Consider the following 15,227-nt stretch of genomic DNA (forward strand, 5'->3'; position numbering starts at 1 on the left):
GTCGATGAGACCCACCTTCCAAGCCCGTGCGGCCGCAGTTGCAAAATATACCGCCGCGCTCACGATTATCGGCATCGCCTCTCTTCCCACCCTGGCCCAGTCCAATCCGGGCCCAAACGCCAGCGCGTCTGACTCTGTCTCCAAACGAAACGTTCGCGCCGCTGAAGACGCCTACCTCTCTGGTGCGCGACTACTGGATCATAACGATCTAACCGGCGCTGAACTGAAATTCCGCGAAGCAACCACTCTCAACTCCTCCAACCATGACTACGCCCTGGCGCTAAGCATCACCCACCAACGCCACGTCTCCGATCTGATACAGCAGGCGGGTAAAGCGCGTCTCCTCGGCCAGCATGAAAAGGCCGAAACACTCCTCGCCGAAGCCCGCCTCCTGGACCCCGAGAATAAGATCGTAGGCTCCCAGGTCGACAACGGCGAACTCCCGAAGGCATTCCATCCGGAGATAGAACCTTGGATTCGTGAAGGCCCTGCCATTGCGGGGCCCGTCACCCTCGAGCCTGATCCCGGGAAGAAGAACTTCCATCTACACGCCGATGTTCAGAGCGTTATTCGCCAGGTCGTGTCAGGTTATGGCGTCCGTCCAGTATTTGATGAATCGGTCCAAAGAGAAGATCTGCGCTTCGATCTCGACGACTCGTCTTATCAACAGGCTGTCCCAGTCCTCCTGAACATCACCCATCTATTCGCTGTCCCTCTGGATGCCAAAAGCGTCTTCATAGCCAAAGACACCCAGGAGAACCGCCAGCGCCTCGAACGTCAGTTGCAGGAGACAATCTACATCCCCGGCATGACCAATGAAGAGATGGACAACCTCGGCACCCTTGTAAAAAATATCTTCGATATCAAAGAGATTACCGTTGGGAAGGCCTCTGGAACCCTCGTCCTCCGTGCCCCTCAGGAGACCCTGACCTACATCAACCTCACCCTCGCCGATCTCATCGACGGTGGCAGTGAGGTCATGATCGACCTTCAACTCTACTCGGTCAACAAGACCAATCAACGCAACATCGGCGCACAGCTTCCGCAACAGGTCGGCATCTACAGCGTAGCTTCAGCGGCGCAAAGTATCGTCAGCTCCAATCAAAGCCTCGTCAACCAGGCCATCGCCCAGGGGCTGATTCCAGCCGGGTCGAGCAACATCGTCATAGCTCTTGCACTCATCGCGTCAGGCCTCGTCCAGAGCACTTTGCTCTCCAACACCGTCGGCTTCTTTGGCGGAGGCCTCACCCAGACAGGCGTCACTACTAATCAGTTTGCAGCCTTCAGCCTCTCCCTCAGTGCAAGCGACACCCGCGCCCTCAATGATATTCAGATTCGAGTTGGCGACCGGCAGTCCGCCACTTTCAGGGTCGGAGAACGCTACCCCATTACTACCGCAACCTACTCCTCTGGAATCAGCAATTCCTCGGTGCCCTCGAACGCCACCATCAACGGAGTCCCCGTCTCCAGCCTCCTCAACTCCGCAGCCGGTACAGCAGCGACAATTCCCCAGATTCAATACGAGGATCTCGGCTTGACCCTGAAGGCAACACCAACCGTGCAGAAGTCCGGCGCAATCAAAATGCACATCGACCTGAAGATCGAGGCACTCAACGGCGGCACGATCAACAACATCCCAATCCTCAATAGCCAGCAATTCGCCTCGGACGTAACTCTCGACGACGGAGACACTGCGCTCATGGTCAGCAGCCTCAGCAGAAGCGAATCTGCGAGTATCAACGGATATCCCATATTGAGTGAGCTACCCGGCTTTCAAACCCTTACCGCGGACCGCCTGACAGACACCAGCTCCGGCGAACTCCTCCTTCTCCTCACGCCCCACATCACCCGTCGCCGATCCAACCTCACCGTAGGCCCTAGAATCGCAATCAATTTACCTGAGCCACCAGGTTAGGACTCCCCTCCACCGGCAACCAAACCGAAAACACAGTGCCATGTCTCTCGCCGCGTCGTGTCCTTGCCCGGATTCGCCCGCCGTGCTTCTCAACAATCCCCTTGCTCACCCAAAGCCCAAGCCCTGTTCCGGTAAGTTCCTTCGTCGTCTGGAACGCCTCAAAAAGATGCTCCTGCATCTCTGGCCTGATTCCCTCACCTATATCTGCAACCGTCAAACGCACCCCGTGAGCGCCGCTTAGACTACCCCGTTGCGGATGCAGCCTTATCGTCAGCCGTCCCCCTCTGCTCATCGCGTCGAGTGCGTTTCTCACCAGGTTATTGATCACTTGGCGAATCTCTCCTTCGAGCACCCTCACCCTCGGAGTTGCCAGCAGCTTCAAATCAATCTCAATGTTCCTGACCAGAGTCCGCCCGGTATACAAAGCCATCACCGTACGCAACAGCTCCGCCATATCCACCTCGATCGGCTTGCTATGCTGTCGGTTGAACCGCAAGGTTTGCAATGTAATTTCAGTGACGCGAGCCAACTCTCCTTGAGCCAGAGCCGCATAGTGCTGCGTGTCTTCCATCGATTCCGACTGTCGAATCAGATAGAGCAGGTTCGTAATCGACTCGAGCGGATTATTGATCTCATGGGCAATCGAAGAAGCCAATTGCCCTACCGCCGCCAGCTTCTCTGACTTCCTCAGCGCCTCGTCCTGCAGCCGGGCCTGCGTAACATCAGTATTCACAGCGACGCCGCCGAGTATATTTCCATTCAGAAAAATCGGCGCGGCAACACTCCGAATCCAGCGATCGGACGTCTTTACCGTCTCGGTGGACCACTGCCCAGCCAGCGCCGTATCCAGTGTCTTCAACTCCGGCGGAAAGGTTCCGCCGCTCATCATCTTCGCAACGTGGTTGGAGCGGAGCTTTGCATTAGAAGTCGAGATATAAACCCCATGCGGCATGCTTTCGATAACAGCATCCAGCTCAGCCGTCTTCTGTTCTGCCAGTTCATAGGCCCGTCGAATCTTCTCTTGTTGTTGTCGCACTTCAGTGATCTCTCGAAACGTCACCACGACTCCGATCACAGATCCCTCAACGATAACCGGCTGCGCGGAGAGCTCTGCAACGAAACTAGTCCCGTCCTTCCGAAACATTGTGTCCGTCAGCTGCCTGAGAACTTTACTCTTCCGCACCACATCGTAAATCGGGCACTCGGAGCCAGGAAAATGACGCCCGTCCGGATAGTGATGGTGCACCAGTTCATGCATGTTGTTGCCCAGAATCTCCTCGCTCGCAAAACCAAAGCAATTCACCGCCATACGATTCACGAACGTACAATTCCCTTCAAGGTCGAGACCCCATATGCCCTCTCCGGCAGAGTCAAGCAGCGCCTGCCAATGCTGCATCTGCCCTACATTCTGTAGTAATGGTTGCGTCATCTACCTCATTTCGATCTGGCACTTTCGCTAAGTCTGCGCCAATCAACAAATGAGATGCACATTTTTGCCTCCCATGTCGCTCAGAAACGCAATCGGATTTACGACGACACCTCACAGCGCGTTGACCATACGGAACATGGCCGTTATACTTGAATCTGTAGAGCGGGAGTAGCTCAGTGGTAGAGTGCTTCCTTGCCAAGGAAGATGTCGCCGGTTCGACCCCGGTCTCCCGCTCCAAATAGCATCCTGCCTGCGGTACACTTCTCCTACAATCCAGCAGGGCAGAATCACATAGCCCACCAGAGGCGCGGTACCCAAGTGGTAAGGGAGAGGTCTGCAAAACCTTTATGCGTCGGTTCGATCCCGACCCGCGCCTCCAAAATATCAATATCTTTTGACCTCGTGGATACGTAGATACATCGATCAAAGATGCGATCGATGTACACAAAGGGCGGCTCACGAAGGAAACCGAAGCTCGAGTACACGTTGCGTGGGCCTCTCGCGAAAGTATCCTCCTCGATCTGACTGAGCACTACGCTCCAGCGAAGTAACACTCGCAGCGCTGTTGCTACGGCTTCCAAAGAGGATTGCAACCAGCTTGAGGCGTACTAGCTGCTTGGGGAAACGGCACGGAGACTAAAGCTTGCGATGGCGGCAGGGCTGGAGTCCGGACGCACCTGGAGGGTGCCGAGAACCTCGATCGCCGCGGGAGTCTGGTCGCGAAGCCGAAAGACAAGGACTCCGGGCTGGACCTCTTTGGCAGATAGTAGATTGAAGCCGCCGGTCTGATTCCGAAGCTCGATCTGGGCAGCGGCTGCAGGGGCGAGAGCGACGTTTGGCAGAGCGTTGCCAAGCGCGGGGTAGCTTGCCTGGTTGAACGCGGCGAGCCAAGCGTAGAGAAGGCGTCCGGCGGGAGTATCTGGGATGAGGCCTACCTGGTCCCCAAAACGCGGTAGGCGAACGAGGATGGTGGGGTGAACGGGGCTGACATGGTCTCCCCGGCGTGCTGGCACAGGAGCGTCGGCGGGATCACCGAGAACAATGGTGTCGATCTGGTTTGGATCGTCTTTCTCGTCTGAAAACGCTTCTGATGAGGCGTTTGCGGATCGGGCAGCGCCGGAGATAAGAGGTAGACGTTTATTGTGACCCAAAGCATAGAGAACTAACCAGAGCGCGGCACCGGCGGCGACGGTAGCAAGCAGGATAACCGCAGGACTGAGCGGCTGGCGACCGGTGATATAGAAGCGCGGAGCGGTGAGGGTGGGAGCGCCGGGAAGGGATTGCTGCATTAGGTGAGTACTCCTTAGGTGTCCCCCCAGGGGGGATATGGTCAGAGGAGGTCCGGCGGCGTTGGTTCGCCACTGATAGTGTAGACGGCTCGCCAACAGTGGTGTGAGCTGATGGGGTGATATCGATTCGTCTTGCGTGATTAGTCCCATAAGCGCAAACAATGACATCGACACGAAAGTGTTATGTCCAGGTGACTGCACTCTGGATACCGTGAAGGTCATCAGCAATTCAATTCATCGCGAGTTCAGGAAGGCAATCGAAATGGTAGAAGCAAACGTGCATCGGACGCTGATAGGCAAGTCTCTTATCCTCAAAGGTGAGGTAACAGGGATGGAGGCTATGCATATCGAAGGTAAAGTTGAGGGTTCCATTGCGCTTCCCGGACAGACGATCACAGTGGGACGAGCCGGTCAGACCGAGGCTCTGCTCATAGCGAATGAAATAGTTGTGCTTGGACAAGTCCGCGGGAACTGTCAGGCAAGCGATCACCTCGACATTCGAAGTGAGGGATCGATGAGCGGGGATGCGATCGTCTCGAGAATATCTATCGCAGATGGAGCGTTCGTCAAAGGCAACATAGACGTTCGCCGCTCCTGAATTTGGCGATGAAACTTTAGACTTTTCCTGTCTAACGCCAACCCTAAGCCTCAGCGATGACAGCGATTGAGATCTTGAGGCCCGGAATGCGTGCCGGCAGCTTGGCGCCCTGACGTGCAGGCGGATTCTCGGGAAACCATCGCATCCATTCCTCGTTCATGCCGGCGAAATCATCCTCGTCCGCCAGAATAACCGTGGCACTTGCGATCTTTTCCATTGAAGTTCCAGCTTCTTCTAGAATAGCGGCAATATTGGTCAGGCATTGCCGTGTCTGTTCTTGAATGGTTGTCCCTTTGATTTCACCCGTCTCCGGCTCTACTGGTGCTGTGCCCGAAACAAACACGAGACCTGCTGCCCTAACAGCTTGGCTATAAGTCGGTGACGGCTTCGCGGCCTTGGAGGTAAAGATGGTTTGACGCGTCATGATGAACTCCTTTGGAGTTTCACTAAAGTTTGCGAATTGGGCCGTGTTTGCTACAGATTCGATTGCACATCGATACAAGTTACCTTGTCTAACCTGGTGGCGGGATAGTTACTTCGAAACTCTGACGGAGCGTTATGGAAGTGCACCTCATCGATGGGACCTACGAGCTCTTCCGGCATTTTTATGCCCTGCCGTCCGCTAGAGACAGCGAAGGTCGCGAGGTCGCTGCGGTGCGCGGCGTTCTCGGTTCACTTTTGGGCATGATGCAGGCCGGTAAGACGTACATTGGGGTGGCGACAGATCATGTGATTGAATCCTTCCGGAACCGAATGTGGCCCGGATATAAGACCGGGCAGGGCGTGGACCCTGAGCTGTTAGCCCAGTTCCCTTTGCTGGAAGAAACGCTCGAGGCACTCGGAGTGGTGGTGTGGGCGATGGAAGAGTATGAGGCAGACGACGCGCTGGCGTCGGCAGCTTTTCTCGCAGGAAAGGACCCTAGAGTCAAGCGTGTGGTCATTAGTACCCCCGATAAAGATCTGGCACAGTGCGTTCAAGGTACGCGAGTTGTGCAACTCGACCGTCGAAGACGTTTAGAGCGGGATGAAGAGGGAGTCGTTCAGAAGTTCGGAGTCAAACCACGCTCCATTCCGGACTACCTCGCCTTAGTTGGCGACACAGCAGACGGCTATCCTGGCCTACCAGGATGGGGTGCGAAGTCTGCTTCTGCTGTCCTATCCCGTTTTGGCAGATTGGAAGCAATTCCACCCGACGCAAAGGATTGGCAGGTAAACGTCTCCAATCGGAAGAGCCTGTCCGAAGTTTTCAACAGCAAGCGGGATCTTGCCTTTCTCTTCCGAGACCTTGCTATGCTTCGTCCTAATCTTCCCCTCTTCGCAACTGTCGACGATCTGCTTTGGACGGGGCCTACGCCTGACTTTCCTCCAATGGCAGATCGCCTGGACAAGGCTAAGTTCTCTGCGAAGCGCGTTCCGCGTTCCCGGGAAGACGGCAAGATTTAGTTCCGCGCCTAACCAGGCTTGAAACGGCATATCTTCCGCCCGAAAGCTTGGAATAGCCCGTGCTATCGCGTGGAAGTAGAAACCGCGCCTCCGACTTTACTAAAAAGCCACATCTCCTGAGTGTGCATTACTTACGGACACGCACGACCACTATTGTAAACAAACCCAGACTCTTCAGCCGCGATGGCAAATTGACAAATCGGCTTGTGACTCGTGGCCACGCGAACACAGTGCGAAATCTACTCCACATGCTGAGCACTTGCAGAAGAGCACTCTCCTGTCGAAGGAATGTTCAATCAACTTCACGCAGGTTTCTGTACAGAAACCAAAGCGGCCACCAGGAGATCGAGATCGGTGGGATTCACATCGCTGACTGCAAAAAGATTCAGGTCGGATGTGGTAGCGGTTCGAAGATAAAAGCCTGCACGTGTGTTCGGCAGAGGGCCATGGGTCGGGCTTGTGTATCGCTGCGTTACAAAGATAGAGACTTCGTGTTTATGAATGGTGTAAAGGAGCAGGGCCGCCGGTTGACCGTTGAAGTAGGTGAGATCAGCTCCCTTCAGAATTGTATCGGGGGGCAGGGTTTCGGGAAGGTTGAAGCTAAAGGGAAGACGCCCCTGAAACCAGGGTTTGACCGTGTGCCGATCCGTGGAGATGACCTCTGGGGTCGCTCCAGCGGAAAGAGTAGAGAGGTGCTGGTCGAGGAGTTCAGCAGCGAGGGTGTCCCTTTGATGCAGCTGGCGCCAGCCAAAGAATGAGATGGTAAGCAGGATAGCCGCGGCGAGTGCCGTCCAGGCCGCAGCGCGAAAAGAATCGATGGATACGACCTTCTTCCCCCTTGGCTCGGTCTGCGTTGGTTGCAAATGAAGATGGGCGGTAAGGCGAGCGAGGGCTTCGGGCGGCGGGGCAAAGCGTTGGCCAGCGCGGCCGGTAGCAGCTTTCAGTCGTGTCGCGGAGAGGACGCGGAGCGTGCAGCTATGACAGGTGGAGAGATGATGCTGAGCTCCCTGCTGTTCCTCTGGTAAAAGCTCGTCGTCAATAAAAGCATTGACCACATTCGGATTGAGATGTTCCGTTGATTGATCGTTTTGAGATATCTGATTCATAGCGATTCCCCAAATTGCGGCTGCAACAGTTGACGGAGAGTGCTGCGGGCGCGAGAGACGCGTGACATAACAGTGCCGATAGGGACATCGAGAATAAGGGCGATGTCTTTGTACTTGATCTCCTCAACGTCGCAGAGGAGCAATACTTCCCGGAATAGCGGCGGAAGTTGCTCTAGCGCGCTGTGAAGAGCAGCCTGATCGCCGAGGCGAATGAGATTGTCTTCTGGAGTGAAATCAATAGCAGTGGCGTTGAGAGTCTCCGGATGATCTTCGAGGAAAACGGTGCGGGACGCCGCGATGCCGGTGCGTGTGGTCAAAAAGGTGTTCCGGAGAATACGAAAGATCCACGCCTTGAAGTTGGTGCCAGACTGGAACGAATCAAACGCGCGGAGCGACTTGGAGAAGGTTTCCTGCACCAGATCCTCGGCATCGGCTTGATTGCGGGTCAGCCAGAAGGCGTGGTTGTAGAGCGAACCAAACAGTGGCAGCGCGAGTTGCTCGAAGTCTGCGCTACGGGTGGTGGCGGACGACACGGTGCAGTGTGCCTCGGTGGGTGTGAGATTGCCGAGTTGCAGGAATACGGCATAGAACAGCATCGATTAGGAAACATCGCTACCGTTAACCAAATCGCAGACAGATTATTCCACGAATTATTTGCCTATGCGCTGGAATAAAAGTGAACTAACTCAGTTTAGGGAGGTGCAGGCAATCAAAAATACGCAAAATGGAGTTTGACATGAACCGGTTTAAAGAGGACGAAGTAGTACAGGAGCACGAAAATACTGCAAAGTCGGAAAACGATGGCATCGACCGGCGCAATTTTCTGGGATGCATGGCATGGGCTGGAACAGGATTGCTGTGGTCGATGGTTGGCGGCGTGCCAACTTCAAAGCTGTTGGCGCAGGCGATCAAGAGCGGCGGAGGGAGTGGCAAAGTTGAAGACTTCTCCTTCGTACAGATAAGCGACTGTCATATCGGCTTCAACAAAGGTGCAAATCCGGATGTAACCCACACGCTCAAGAAGGCGATCGACAGATCAAATCTTGCGCCTGCCGGCGCGAAGGCTCCGGATTTTATGCTTCACACCGGAGACATCACGCAGAACTCGAAGGCGGCAGAGTTCGATACAGCTTCGCAGGTGATCAAAGGCTTCAGGGGCGAAGTGTTTTACGTCCCCGGGGAGCATGACTATATCGACGATGGCGTTCAGTACAAACAACGTTTCGGCAAGGGCACCGCTGGCAACGGCTGGTATAGCTACAACCACAAGGGCGTTCACTTTGTCGGTTTGAACAACTGCGTGCAGGTGGATGCAATGGGCAACCTGGGCAGCGACCAACTGGCGTGGCTTAAGTCAGATCTGGCGGGTCTGAGCCATTCCACACCGATCGTGGTGTTTGCGCACATTCCGCTCTGGATGGTGTACGAGAAGTGGGGCTGGGGGACGAAGGACGGCGAGCAGGCATTAGCTATGCTGAAACCGTTTGGTTCGGTGACGGTGTTGAATGGGCATATTCACCAGATCGTCCAGAAGGTCGAAGGCAACGTGGCGTTCCACACCGCGATGTCGACCGCGTTTCCACAGCCTGCTCCCGGAGCTGCGCCAAATCCGGGGCCGATGACAGTCCCCGCAGGCAAGCTGGAGAGTGTGCTTGGCGTGACAAAAGTTAAGGTTGTTCGCGGGCACAATCACCTGGCAGTTATCGACTCCACACTCGCGGAGACCGTTTAAAATGCGCGTGTGGTCTGTAGCAATATTGACTGTGGCTGCCGTTGTCGGGTTCGGATTTGTGCACCCGTTTGGCATTCCGCGTGTCGAGCCCGCAAATGGGCTCGGCACGCTGTTGCATAGTGCGAAGATGCCGTCGGATGCAAAGGCAGTCTTGATAACCAAGTGCGCTGACTGCCATTCAAGCGAGACGCGGTGGCCGATGTATGCGCGGATCGCTCCGGGATCATGGCTGATCGAGCGGGATATCGTTGAAGCGCGGAAAAAGATGAATCTGTCGCAATGGGAACAGTTATCCCCGGATCAGCAGGATGTGCTGATGTCGAAGATTGTTCAAGAGACGAAGAGTGGAGAGATGCCTCCCATGCAGTATCGGTTATTGCATTGGAATGCAGCCCTTTCCAAGTCCGATGTACTTACCCTTTCGATGCTAGGAAAGAATGTGGGAAAGAGCGAAGTAGCTTCGGAGGGAGCCGCCGATGCTACCCACGGAAAGGCCCTGTTTGAGAGACGTTGCACAGGGTGCCATGCGATGGACGCGGATCGTGAAGGACCGCGCCTCGCGGGTGTGTTCGGCAGGAAAGCCGGAAGCAGCCCTGGATTTACATACTCAGCTGTACTGAAGAACTCCGGTCTGACTTGGGACCAGGCGACGTTGGAGAGGTGGCTGAGCGATCCGGATTTGTTGATAGCGGATAACAAGATGAGCTTCAGTGTTCCCAAGGCCGAAGACCGGCGGGACTTGATCGCTTACCTAAAGCAATAGCAAGAGATCGGCTCTACACCGAAATCACCCGGTTCATACCACAGGTGGCGCGGCCGGATACCTCGTCCCCTGTGGTATGTACTGGGCTGCCAACGCACCAAAAATCCTCACCTGCTCCTCCGCCCACGCCGCATCCTTGCCGAGTTCCTTAGCCAGCAGGGACGCTACCGCAGGCGCTATCTCTACTGCAGCACGCGCGTTCAACAGCAGCGCTCGAGTGCGTCGCGCCAGAGCATCATCCAACGTGCGAGACATCTCATTTCGTGCCGCCCACACAACCTCTGCCGCAGTGTATGGCAGATCAGGGTGCAGGAGTCCGCCGAGTTCAGGCCTTTCTTTGGATAGCTCCAGGATCGCCGGTGCATCGGAGCCGTAGACGGACAAACTCCCAAACTCCTCGGGATGCTGATGGTATCCATGAATGTGCATGGTCGCCGTGACACATGGTCTTTCGTCCAGTCTTCCGAGAGTCATGGCGTGGTCCACTGTGTCTTCGGCCATATGTCGATAGGTCGTCCACTTTCCCCCGACAATCGTCAGCAGACCGGAGTGGTCGATATGAATCGTATAGTCGCGCGACAGCGATGAAGTCTTTCCGTCGCTGGCCCCTGCAGCCTTTACCAACGGTCGAATGCCAACATAGACGCTGAGAATATCTTCCCGAGTCGGCTTGTGGCTCAGATAGCGGCCCGCCGTCTCAAGCACAAAGTCGATCTCCTCCTCAAAGGGTAGCGGCTCATACGATATCGATTCGATGGGCGTATCCGTAGTACCGACCAGAGTGCGGTTGTGCCAGGGAACCGCAAACAGTACGCGACCATCGTCTGTTTGGGGTACAAGCAAAGCTGTGTCGCCCACCAGGAAGGAGCGGTCGAACATAAGGTGAATACCCTGACTGGGAGCCATCATCTGTTCGACCCCGGGCTCCGCCAGCCGGCGGATCTCATCGGTGAAGATTCCTGTCGCATTCACCACGGAACGCGCTTCAATCTCAAACTTCTCCCCGCTCTCACTATCGACCGCCCGCACACCCTGCACAAAGCCCGACTCGTCCTTCTTTAGCTCAACCACACCCGCATAGTTCAAAAGAGTCGCACCATGCTCCGCGGCAGTAGTCATCAGATTGATCAGGAGACGCGTGTCATCAAACTGCCCGTCGTGATACATCACCCCGCCGCGCAGTCCGTCCCTGCGAATCGTGGGCAGAAGCTGCAACGTCTCTTCCAGGGAAAGCACCTTGGACGAGCCAAAACTGTACTTGCCTGCAAGGAAGTCATAAATCTTCATCCCAATCCCATAGAACGGCGCCTCCCACCAGGAGTAGTTGGGAACTATGAACTTCAGATCTTTCACGATATGAGGTGCGTTCCGCAGAAGTATCCCCCGCTCCTTCAGCGCCTCCATCACCAGCGAAACGTTTCCCTGCTCAAGATAACGAACACCACCATGAACTAATTTGGTGGCGCGACTGGATGTACCTTTGCCAAAGTCTTCCCGCTCCAGCAGCAACACATCATACCCTCGCGATGCCGCATCAACGGCAACGCCAGCGCCTGTGGCTCCTCCGCCGATCACAACAATGTCCCAGGGCTCTTTGCGATTGCGTACACGGGCTAACATCTCATCGCGATTCATCTGCTCTCCTTGTTCCAGTGGCGAGAGCGCTCGACAGCCTCTCTCCAGTTGTCCTGCAGTTTTTGCATCTGCTTCTTATCCGTCTTTGGCTCGAAGAGCGTGTCCGCCTTGCGATGCAGCTTCAACTCATCGATGCTGCTCCAGAATCCACTGGACAGGCCCGCCAGATAGGCGGCACCAAGAGCAGTCGTCTCCAGCACCGCAGGACGACGAACCGGCACACCTAGCAGGTCCGCCTGAAACTGCATCAGGTCATCGTTGGCTGCGGCTCCCCCATCGACGCGAAGCTCTGTAAAGGGATTCTTGGTATCTGAATCCATCACGCGAAGAACGTCCGCGACCTGAAACGCAATGCTCTCGACAGCCGCCTTCGCAATGTGAGCGATCTGCGTTCCGCGTTGCAGGCCTATGATCAACCCCCTCGCCTCGGCATCCCAGTAAGGCGCTCCGAGACCTGTAAATGCAGGCACAAAGACCACACCATCCGAGTCAGGTACAGTGGCCGCAACCGCCTCCACCTCCGAGGACTTCCGAAAAAACTTCATGTTATCCCGAAGCCACTGCACCACAGCGCCGCCTATAAAGATGCTGCCTTCAAGTGCATAAGCAAGCTTCCGGTCTGTGCTGCAGGCAAGGGTTGTAATCAGGCGATGGCTCGAAAGCGTGAACTTCCCGCCAATATTCTGCAACAGAAAACAACCCGTACCGTAAGTATTCTTCGCATCGCCAGGAGAGACACAGAGCTGCCCAAACAAGGCCGATTGCTGATCCCCGGCAATACCTGCAATCTCAACTTCGCCCAGCCCAAGCGAGGTCGTCACCTCTCCCACCTTCTCGTTAGACCACACCACCTCAGGCAAAAGACTCTTGGGAACATTGAAAAGCTTCAGCAGGTCATCGTCCCACTTGTCTTCAACGATATTGTAGAGAAGAGTTCGTGAAGCGTTGGTCCTATCCGTGACGTGACGCTTACCACTGGTCAAATTCCACACCAGCCAGCTGTCAACCGTTCCGAAGGCTAACTTTCCCGCCTCTGCACGGGCACGCACTCCCTCAACATTCTCCAGTATCCACGCCACTTTGCCCGCAGAGAAGTAGGGGCTTAGAAGGAGCCCTGTCTTTTGCCGAACGATCTCCTCAGCCCCCTCATCAGCGAGCCTCTTCATCATGGCGCCGGTACGGCTGTCCTGCCAGACGATCGCGTTATAGACCGGCTTTCCCGTCTCGCGATCCCAAACGATCGTAGTCTCCCGCTGGTTGGTAATCCCCAGAGCGATGACATCTCTTGGACGCACTCGCGCTTTACCCATCACCTCAATTGCAGAGCTCAGCTGTGACGTCAGAATGTCGAAGGGATCATGTTCTACCCAGCCACTATTCGGATAGATCTGCGGAAACTCATGCGCCGCAGTTCCCGCAATCTGCCCATCGTGATCGAAGAGGATGGCGCGAGAGCTCGTCGTTCCCTGATCGAGTGAGAGTACGTACTTCATCTTATCTCCTTGGATGTTCGCAGTTCGAAGGACGATTCGTCCTTTGAGAGTTGCTTCACTACATCAAGCAGTGCTTTCTGTCTGGCTGGCAAAAAAGGCCGAATCAGAAATTGGTATGCTCCGCCACCCAAAACTCCGCCGATCAGCGGGGCAACGATGGGAATCCACCAATAACTCTGTGGCGAAGGAAGCGCAGAAGAACCCCAACCCATAAAGAAGCAGAAGAGCCGCGGTCCAAAATCGCGCGCAGGGTTAAGCGCCCACGCCTCCAGATAACCCATCGAGGCGCCAATCAACGCCACCAGGAATCCGATCATCAGCGCTCCCGCATTCGCGCCGGGAGCCATCTCGTTGTACTGCTCCGTAATCGCAAAGATCCCAAAGATCAGAAACGCAGTCAGAATAATCTCATCGCCAAAGGCATGCATGGGTGTGATCGCCAAACCCGGGTGAGTAAAGAAAACTCCCGCAGCCCCGCCCCCAGCTCGAGTGAGGTGGTTCGTCAGGTTGAAGTTGTCGATCACCGGCGAGAACAGCGTATAGACGATCCCCGCCCCCAAAAATGCTCCTGTCACCTGTGCAAGGCAATACGGAAGCACCTTATGCCAGGAAAACCCTCGATAGACTGCGAGCGTCAGCGTTACCACCGGGTTCCCATGACACCCGCTCACCGAAGCCGTCGTGTAGATCGAGATCGTCACCGCCAGCCCCCAGGCAATACACACTCCCCAATAGGCCTGCTGGTACGGGCTTGGATTGTAAAGCGTGTACATTGCCGCGACCGAATCTCCAAAGGCAATCACAATGAACATAGCCACAGCTTCTGATATCAGTTGCCCCACGAACGTCTTGCTCATTCAGCGTCTTCTCCTTGCTTGTCTGTTCGATCTACTTGGGAAGAACCACGGAAGTCGAAAACTCCGTCTCTCCGCTCGCTGGCCATTATCTACATTTTTCTCCGCAAGCGAAGGTTTGCCTCACAATACCGGCCAAATTCGGTATCGGCCCGTCCGCCAAGACGGGAAGGTCGACGAGACCGCCACAGGCTTCTACCTGCGACCACAGCGGTGAAATAGACACCAAAGCCATCTCTCGCCAACCGCCTGAACCCCTGTACCCACTCGTCCCTGCGCCATCCAATCCCGCATAATGGAATATCAGGGAGTTTTGCATGGGTTTATTCAGCAAGAAGATAAAGCAGGAACACAAGGTCATGCTGCAGCATGATCGCGCCGCCGGTACGCTCCAGTCCGAGACCCACCGCGCCACGCCCGAGTGCCCGCAACCCCAGCACTGGAGCATGGTCGACTCCATGACCGCCGAGCTCGAAGTCCTCGAATTCCTCGCGACGCTGGTGACAACCATCAAGCCCAGGCTCGTCGTTGAAACCGGATCGTTCCTAGGCGTCTCGACCGAATGGATTGCAAAGGGCCTCGAGCGCAACGGCTTCGGCAAAGTCATCAGCTGCGAGTTTGACCCCGTCGTCTACGCTCGCGCCAAAGAACGCCTCGATGCCTCCCCGCTCAAGCCCTGGATCGAACTCCGCAACCAGTCCAGCCTTGAGATGAAGATTGACGGCACCATCGATCTCTTCTTCTCCGACTCCGACATGCCGATCCGCGAGCAGGAGGTCAAACGCTTTCTTCCCCAGATCAACCCCAACGGACTCATCCTCATGCACGACGCCAGTTCGCACCACAAAGTCGTTCGCGACGCTGCGAAATCAATGGAGGCCGAAGGCCTGCTCTCCGTCGTCTTTCTACCCACGCCTCGCGGACTCGTCATCGCTCAACCCCGCGCCGGGCGCAGCTAGACGTAGGATTA

The 15,227-nt window shown here is 55.7% G+C and carries 14 protein-coding genes and 2 tRNA genes; 8 read left to right on the forward strand and 8 right to left on the reverse strand.

Annotated elements, in window-relative coordinates; all coding sequences use genetic code 11:
• The first annotated feature begins 4 nt into the window (after nucleotides 1–4).
• Nucleotides 5–1,915, forward strand: a complete 1,911-nt coding sequence (locus RBB75_RS01035) for a type II secretion system protein GspD (RefSeq protein WP_353069250.1) — start codon at nucleotides 5–7, stop codon at nucleotides 1,913–1,915.
• Here RBB75_RS01035 and RBB75_RS01040 read toward each other — a convergent pair.
• Nucleotides 1,890–3,344, reverse strand: a complete 1,455-nt coding sequence (locus RBB75_RS01040; RefSeq protein WP_353069252.1) for a PAS domain-containing sensor histidine kinase — start codon at nucleotides 3,342–3,344, stop codon at nucleotides 1,890–1,892. The genes RBB75_RS01035 and RBB75_RS01040 overlap by 26 nt on opposite strands.
• Nucleotides 3,345–3,506: 162 nt before the next feature.
• Between RBB75_RS01040 and RBB75_RS01045 the strand changes: the two genes are divergently transcribed.
• Nucleotides 3,507–3,581 (forward strand) — tRNA-Gly (locus RBB75_RS01045).
• A 67-nt stretch (nucleotides 3,582–3,648) separates the two neighbouring features.
• Nucleotides 3,649–3,723 (forward strand) — tRNA-Cys (locus tag RBB75_RS01050).
• Between the two features lie 229 nt (nucleotides 3,724–3,952).
• Here RBB75_RS01050 and RBB75_RS01055 read toward each other — a convergent pair.
• Complete coding sequence (locus RBB75_RS01055) at nucleotides 3,953–4,633, reverse strand: hypothetical protein (RefSeq protein ID WP_179638657.1); 681 nt, start codon at nucleotides 4,631–4,633, stop codon at nucleotides 3,953–3,955.
• Between the two features lie 262 nt (nucleotides 4,634–4,895).
• Here RBB75_RS01055 and RBB75_RS01060 point away from each other — a divergent pair, with 262 nt between their 5' ends.
• Nucleotides 4,896–5,231: a bactofilin family protein gene (locus RBB75_RS01060; protein WP_179638658.1), complete on the forward strand. Its 336-nt coding sequence runs from the start codon at nucleotides 4,896–4,898 to the stop codon at nucleotides 5,229–5,231.
• A 43-nt stretch (nucleotides 5,232–5,274) separates the two neighbouring features.
• On the opposite strand, the gene RBB75_RS01065 is transcribed toward RBB75_RS01060, so the two are convergent.
• Complete coding sequence (locus tag RBB75_RS01065) at nucleotides 5,275–5,655, reverse strand: RidA family protein (protein WP_353069253.1); 381 nt, start codon at nucleotides 5,653–5,655, stop codon at nucleotides 5,275–5,277.
• A 134-nt stretch (nucleotides 5,656–5,789) separates the two neighbouring features.
• On the opposite strand from RBB75_RS01065, the gene RBB75_RS01070 reads away from it, so the two are divergent.
• The gene (locus tag RBB75_RS01070; RefSeq protein WP_179638660.1) at nucleotides 5,790–6,674 is read left to right on the forward strand and encodes a 5'-3' exonuclease; all 885 of its coding nucleotides are present in this window, start codon (nucleotides 5,790–5,792) and stop codon (nucleotides 6,672–6,674) included.
• A 302-nt stretch (nucleotides 6,675–6,976) separates the two neighbouring features.
• On the opposite strand, the gene RBB75_RS01075 is transcribed toward RBB75_RS01070, so the two are convergent.
• Together RBB75_RS01075 and RBB75_RS01080 are read right to left on the reverse strand one after the other, a co-directional pair.
• The gene (locus RBB75_RS01075) at nucleotides 6,977–7,780 is read right to left on the reverse strand and encodes an anti-sigma factor family protein (protein ID WP_179638661.1); all 804 of its coding nucleotides are present in this window, start codon (nucleotides 7,778–7,780) and stop codon (nucleotides 6,977–6,979) included.
• Nucleotides 7,777–8,376, reverse strand: coding sequence for an RNA polymerase sigma factor (locus RBB75_RS01080; RefSeq protein ID WP_179638662.1), 600 nt, complete (start codon nucleotides 8,374–8,376; stop codon nucleotides 7,777–7,779). Before RBB75_RS01080 ends, RBB75_RS01075 begins: the two co-directional genes overlap by 4 nt.
• A gap of 140 nt (nucleotides 8,377–8,516) precedes the next feature.
• On the opposite strand from RBB75_RS01080, the gene RBB75_RS01085 reads away from it, so the two are divergent.
• Together RBB75_RS01085 and RBB75_RS01090 are read left to right on the forward strand one after the other, a co-directional pair.
• Nucleotides 8,517–9,512 carry a metallophosphoesterase family protein gene (locus tag RBB75_RS01085; protein ID WP_179638663.1) on the forward strand — a complete coding sequence of 332 codons (996 nt, stop codon included), beginning with the start codon at nucleotides 8,517–8,519 and terminating at the stop codon, nucleotides 9,510–9,512.
• Between the two features lies 1 nt (nucleotide 9,513).
• Nucleotides 9,514–10,275: a heme-binding domain-containing protein gene (locus RBB75_RS01090; RefSeq protein ID WP_179638664.1), complete on the forward strand. Its 762-nt coding sequence runs from the start codon at nucleotides 9,514–9,516 to the stop codon at nucleotides 10,273–10,275.
• A gap of 33 nt (nucleotides 10,276–10,308) precedes the next feature.
• Here the strand turns inward: RBB75_RS01090 and RBB75_RS01095 are convergent, their stop codons facing one another.
• Genes RBB75_RS01095 through RBB75_RS01105 form a run of 3 tightly spaced genes read right to left on the reverse strand, consistent with a single transcriptional unit; the run spans nucleotide 10,309 to nucleotide 14,260 of the window.
• A complete protein-coding gene (locus tag RBB75_RS01095; RefSeq protein WP_179638665.1) occupies nucleotides 10,309–11,910 on the reverse strand; it encodes a glycerol-3-phosphate dehydrogenase/oxidase in 1,602 nt (533 codons plus the stop codon).
• Nucleotides 11,907–13,403, reverse strand: a complete 1,497-nt coding sequence (glpK, locus tag RBB75_RS01100) for a glycerol kinase GlpK (protein ID WP_179638666.1) — start codon at nucleotides 13,401–13,403, stop codon at nucleotides 11,907–11,909. The genes RBB75_RS01095 and glpK overlap by 4 nt, the downstream gene beginning before the upstream one ends.
• Nucleotides 13,400–14,260, reverse strand: coding sequence for an MIP/aquaporin family protein (locus tag RBB75_RS01105; RefSeq protein WP_179638667.1), 861 nt, complete (start codon nucleotides 14,258–14,260; stop codon nucleotides 13,400–13,402). Before RBB75_RS01105 ends, glpK begins: the two co-directional genes overlap by 4 nt.
• 314 nt (nucleotides 14,261–14,574) lie before the next feature.
• Between RBB75_RS01105 and RBB75_RS01110 the strand changes: the two genes are divergently transcribed.
• Nucleotides 14,575–15,216, forward strand: coding sequence for an O-methyltransferase (locus RBB75_RS01110; RefSeq protein WP_179638668.1), 642 nt, complete (start codon nucleotides 14,575–14,577; stop codon nucleotides 15,214–15,216).
• Nucleotides 15,217–15,227 lie beyond the last annotated feature (11 nt).

The organism is Tunturibacter empetritectus, from assembly GCF_040358985.1.
Classification (GTDB): domain Bacteria; phylum Acidobacteriota; class Terriglobia; order Terriglobales; family Acidobacteriaceae; genus Edaphobacter; species Edaphobacter empetritectus.

Bases quoted from the DNA above. Each gene is read 5' to 3' on its own strand.
- RBB75_RS01035 (WP_353069250.1), top strand. From the start codon at position 5: ATGAGACCCACCTTCCAAGCCCGTGCGGCCGCAGTTGCAAAATATACC.
- RBB75_RS01040 (WP_353069252.1), bottom strand. From the start codon at position 3,344: ATGACGCAACCATTACTACAGAATGTAGGGCAGATGCAGCATTGGCAG.
- RBB75_RS01055 (WP_179638657.1), bottom strand. From the start codon at position 4,633: ATGCAGCAATCCCTTCCCGGCGCTCCCACCCTCACCGCTCCGCGCTTC.
- RBB75_RS01060 (WP_179638658.1), top strand. From the start codon at position 4,896: ATGGTAGAAGCAAACGTGCATCGGACGCTGATAGGCAAGTCTCTTATC.
- RBB75_RS01065 (WP_353069253.1), bottom strand. From the start codon at position 5,655: ATGACGCGTCAAACCATCTTTACCTCCAAGGCCGCGAAGCCGTCACCG.
- RBB75_RS01070 (WP_179638660.1), top strand. From the start codon at position 5,790: ATGGAAGTGCACCTCATCGATGGGACCTACGAGCTCTTCCGGCATTTT.
- RBB75_RS01075 (WP_179638661.1), bottom strand. From the start codon at position 7,780: ATGAATCAGATATCTCAAAACGATCAATCAACGGAACATCTCAATCCG.
- RBB75_RS01080 (WP_179638662.1), bottom strand. From the start codon at position 8,376: ATGCTGTTCTATGCCGTATTCCTGCAACTCGGCAATCTCACACCCACC.
- RBB75_RS01085 (WP_179638663.1), top strand. From the start codon at position 8,517: ATGAACCGGTTTAAAGAGGACGAAGTAGTACAGGAGCACGAAAATACT.
- RBB75_RS01090 (WP_179638664.1), top strand. From the start codon at position 9,514: ATGCGCGTGTGGTCTGTAGCAATATTGACTGTGGCTGCCGTTGTCGGG.
- RBB75_RS01095 (WP_179638665.1), bottom strand. From the start codon at position 11,910: ATGAATCGCGATGAGATGTTAGCCCGTGTACGCAATCGCAAAGAGCCC.
- glpK (WP_179638666.1), bottom strand. From the start codon at position 13,403: ATGAAGTACGTACTCTCACTCGATCAGGGAACGACGAGCTCTCGCGCC.
- RBB75_RS01105 (WP_179638667.1), bottom strand. From the start codon at position 14,260: ATGAGCAAGACGTTCGTGGGGCAACTGATATCAGAAGCTGTGGCTATG.
- RBB75_RS01110 (WP_179638668.1), top strand. From the start codon at position 14,575: ATGGGTTTATTCAGCAAGAAGATAAAGCAGGAACACAAGGTCATGCTG.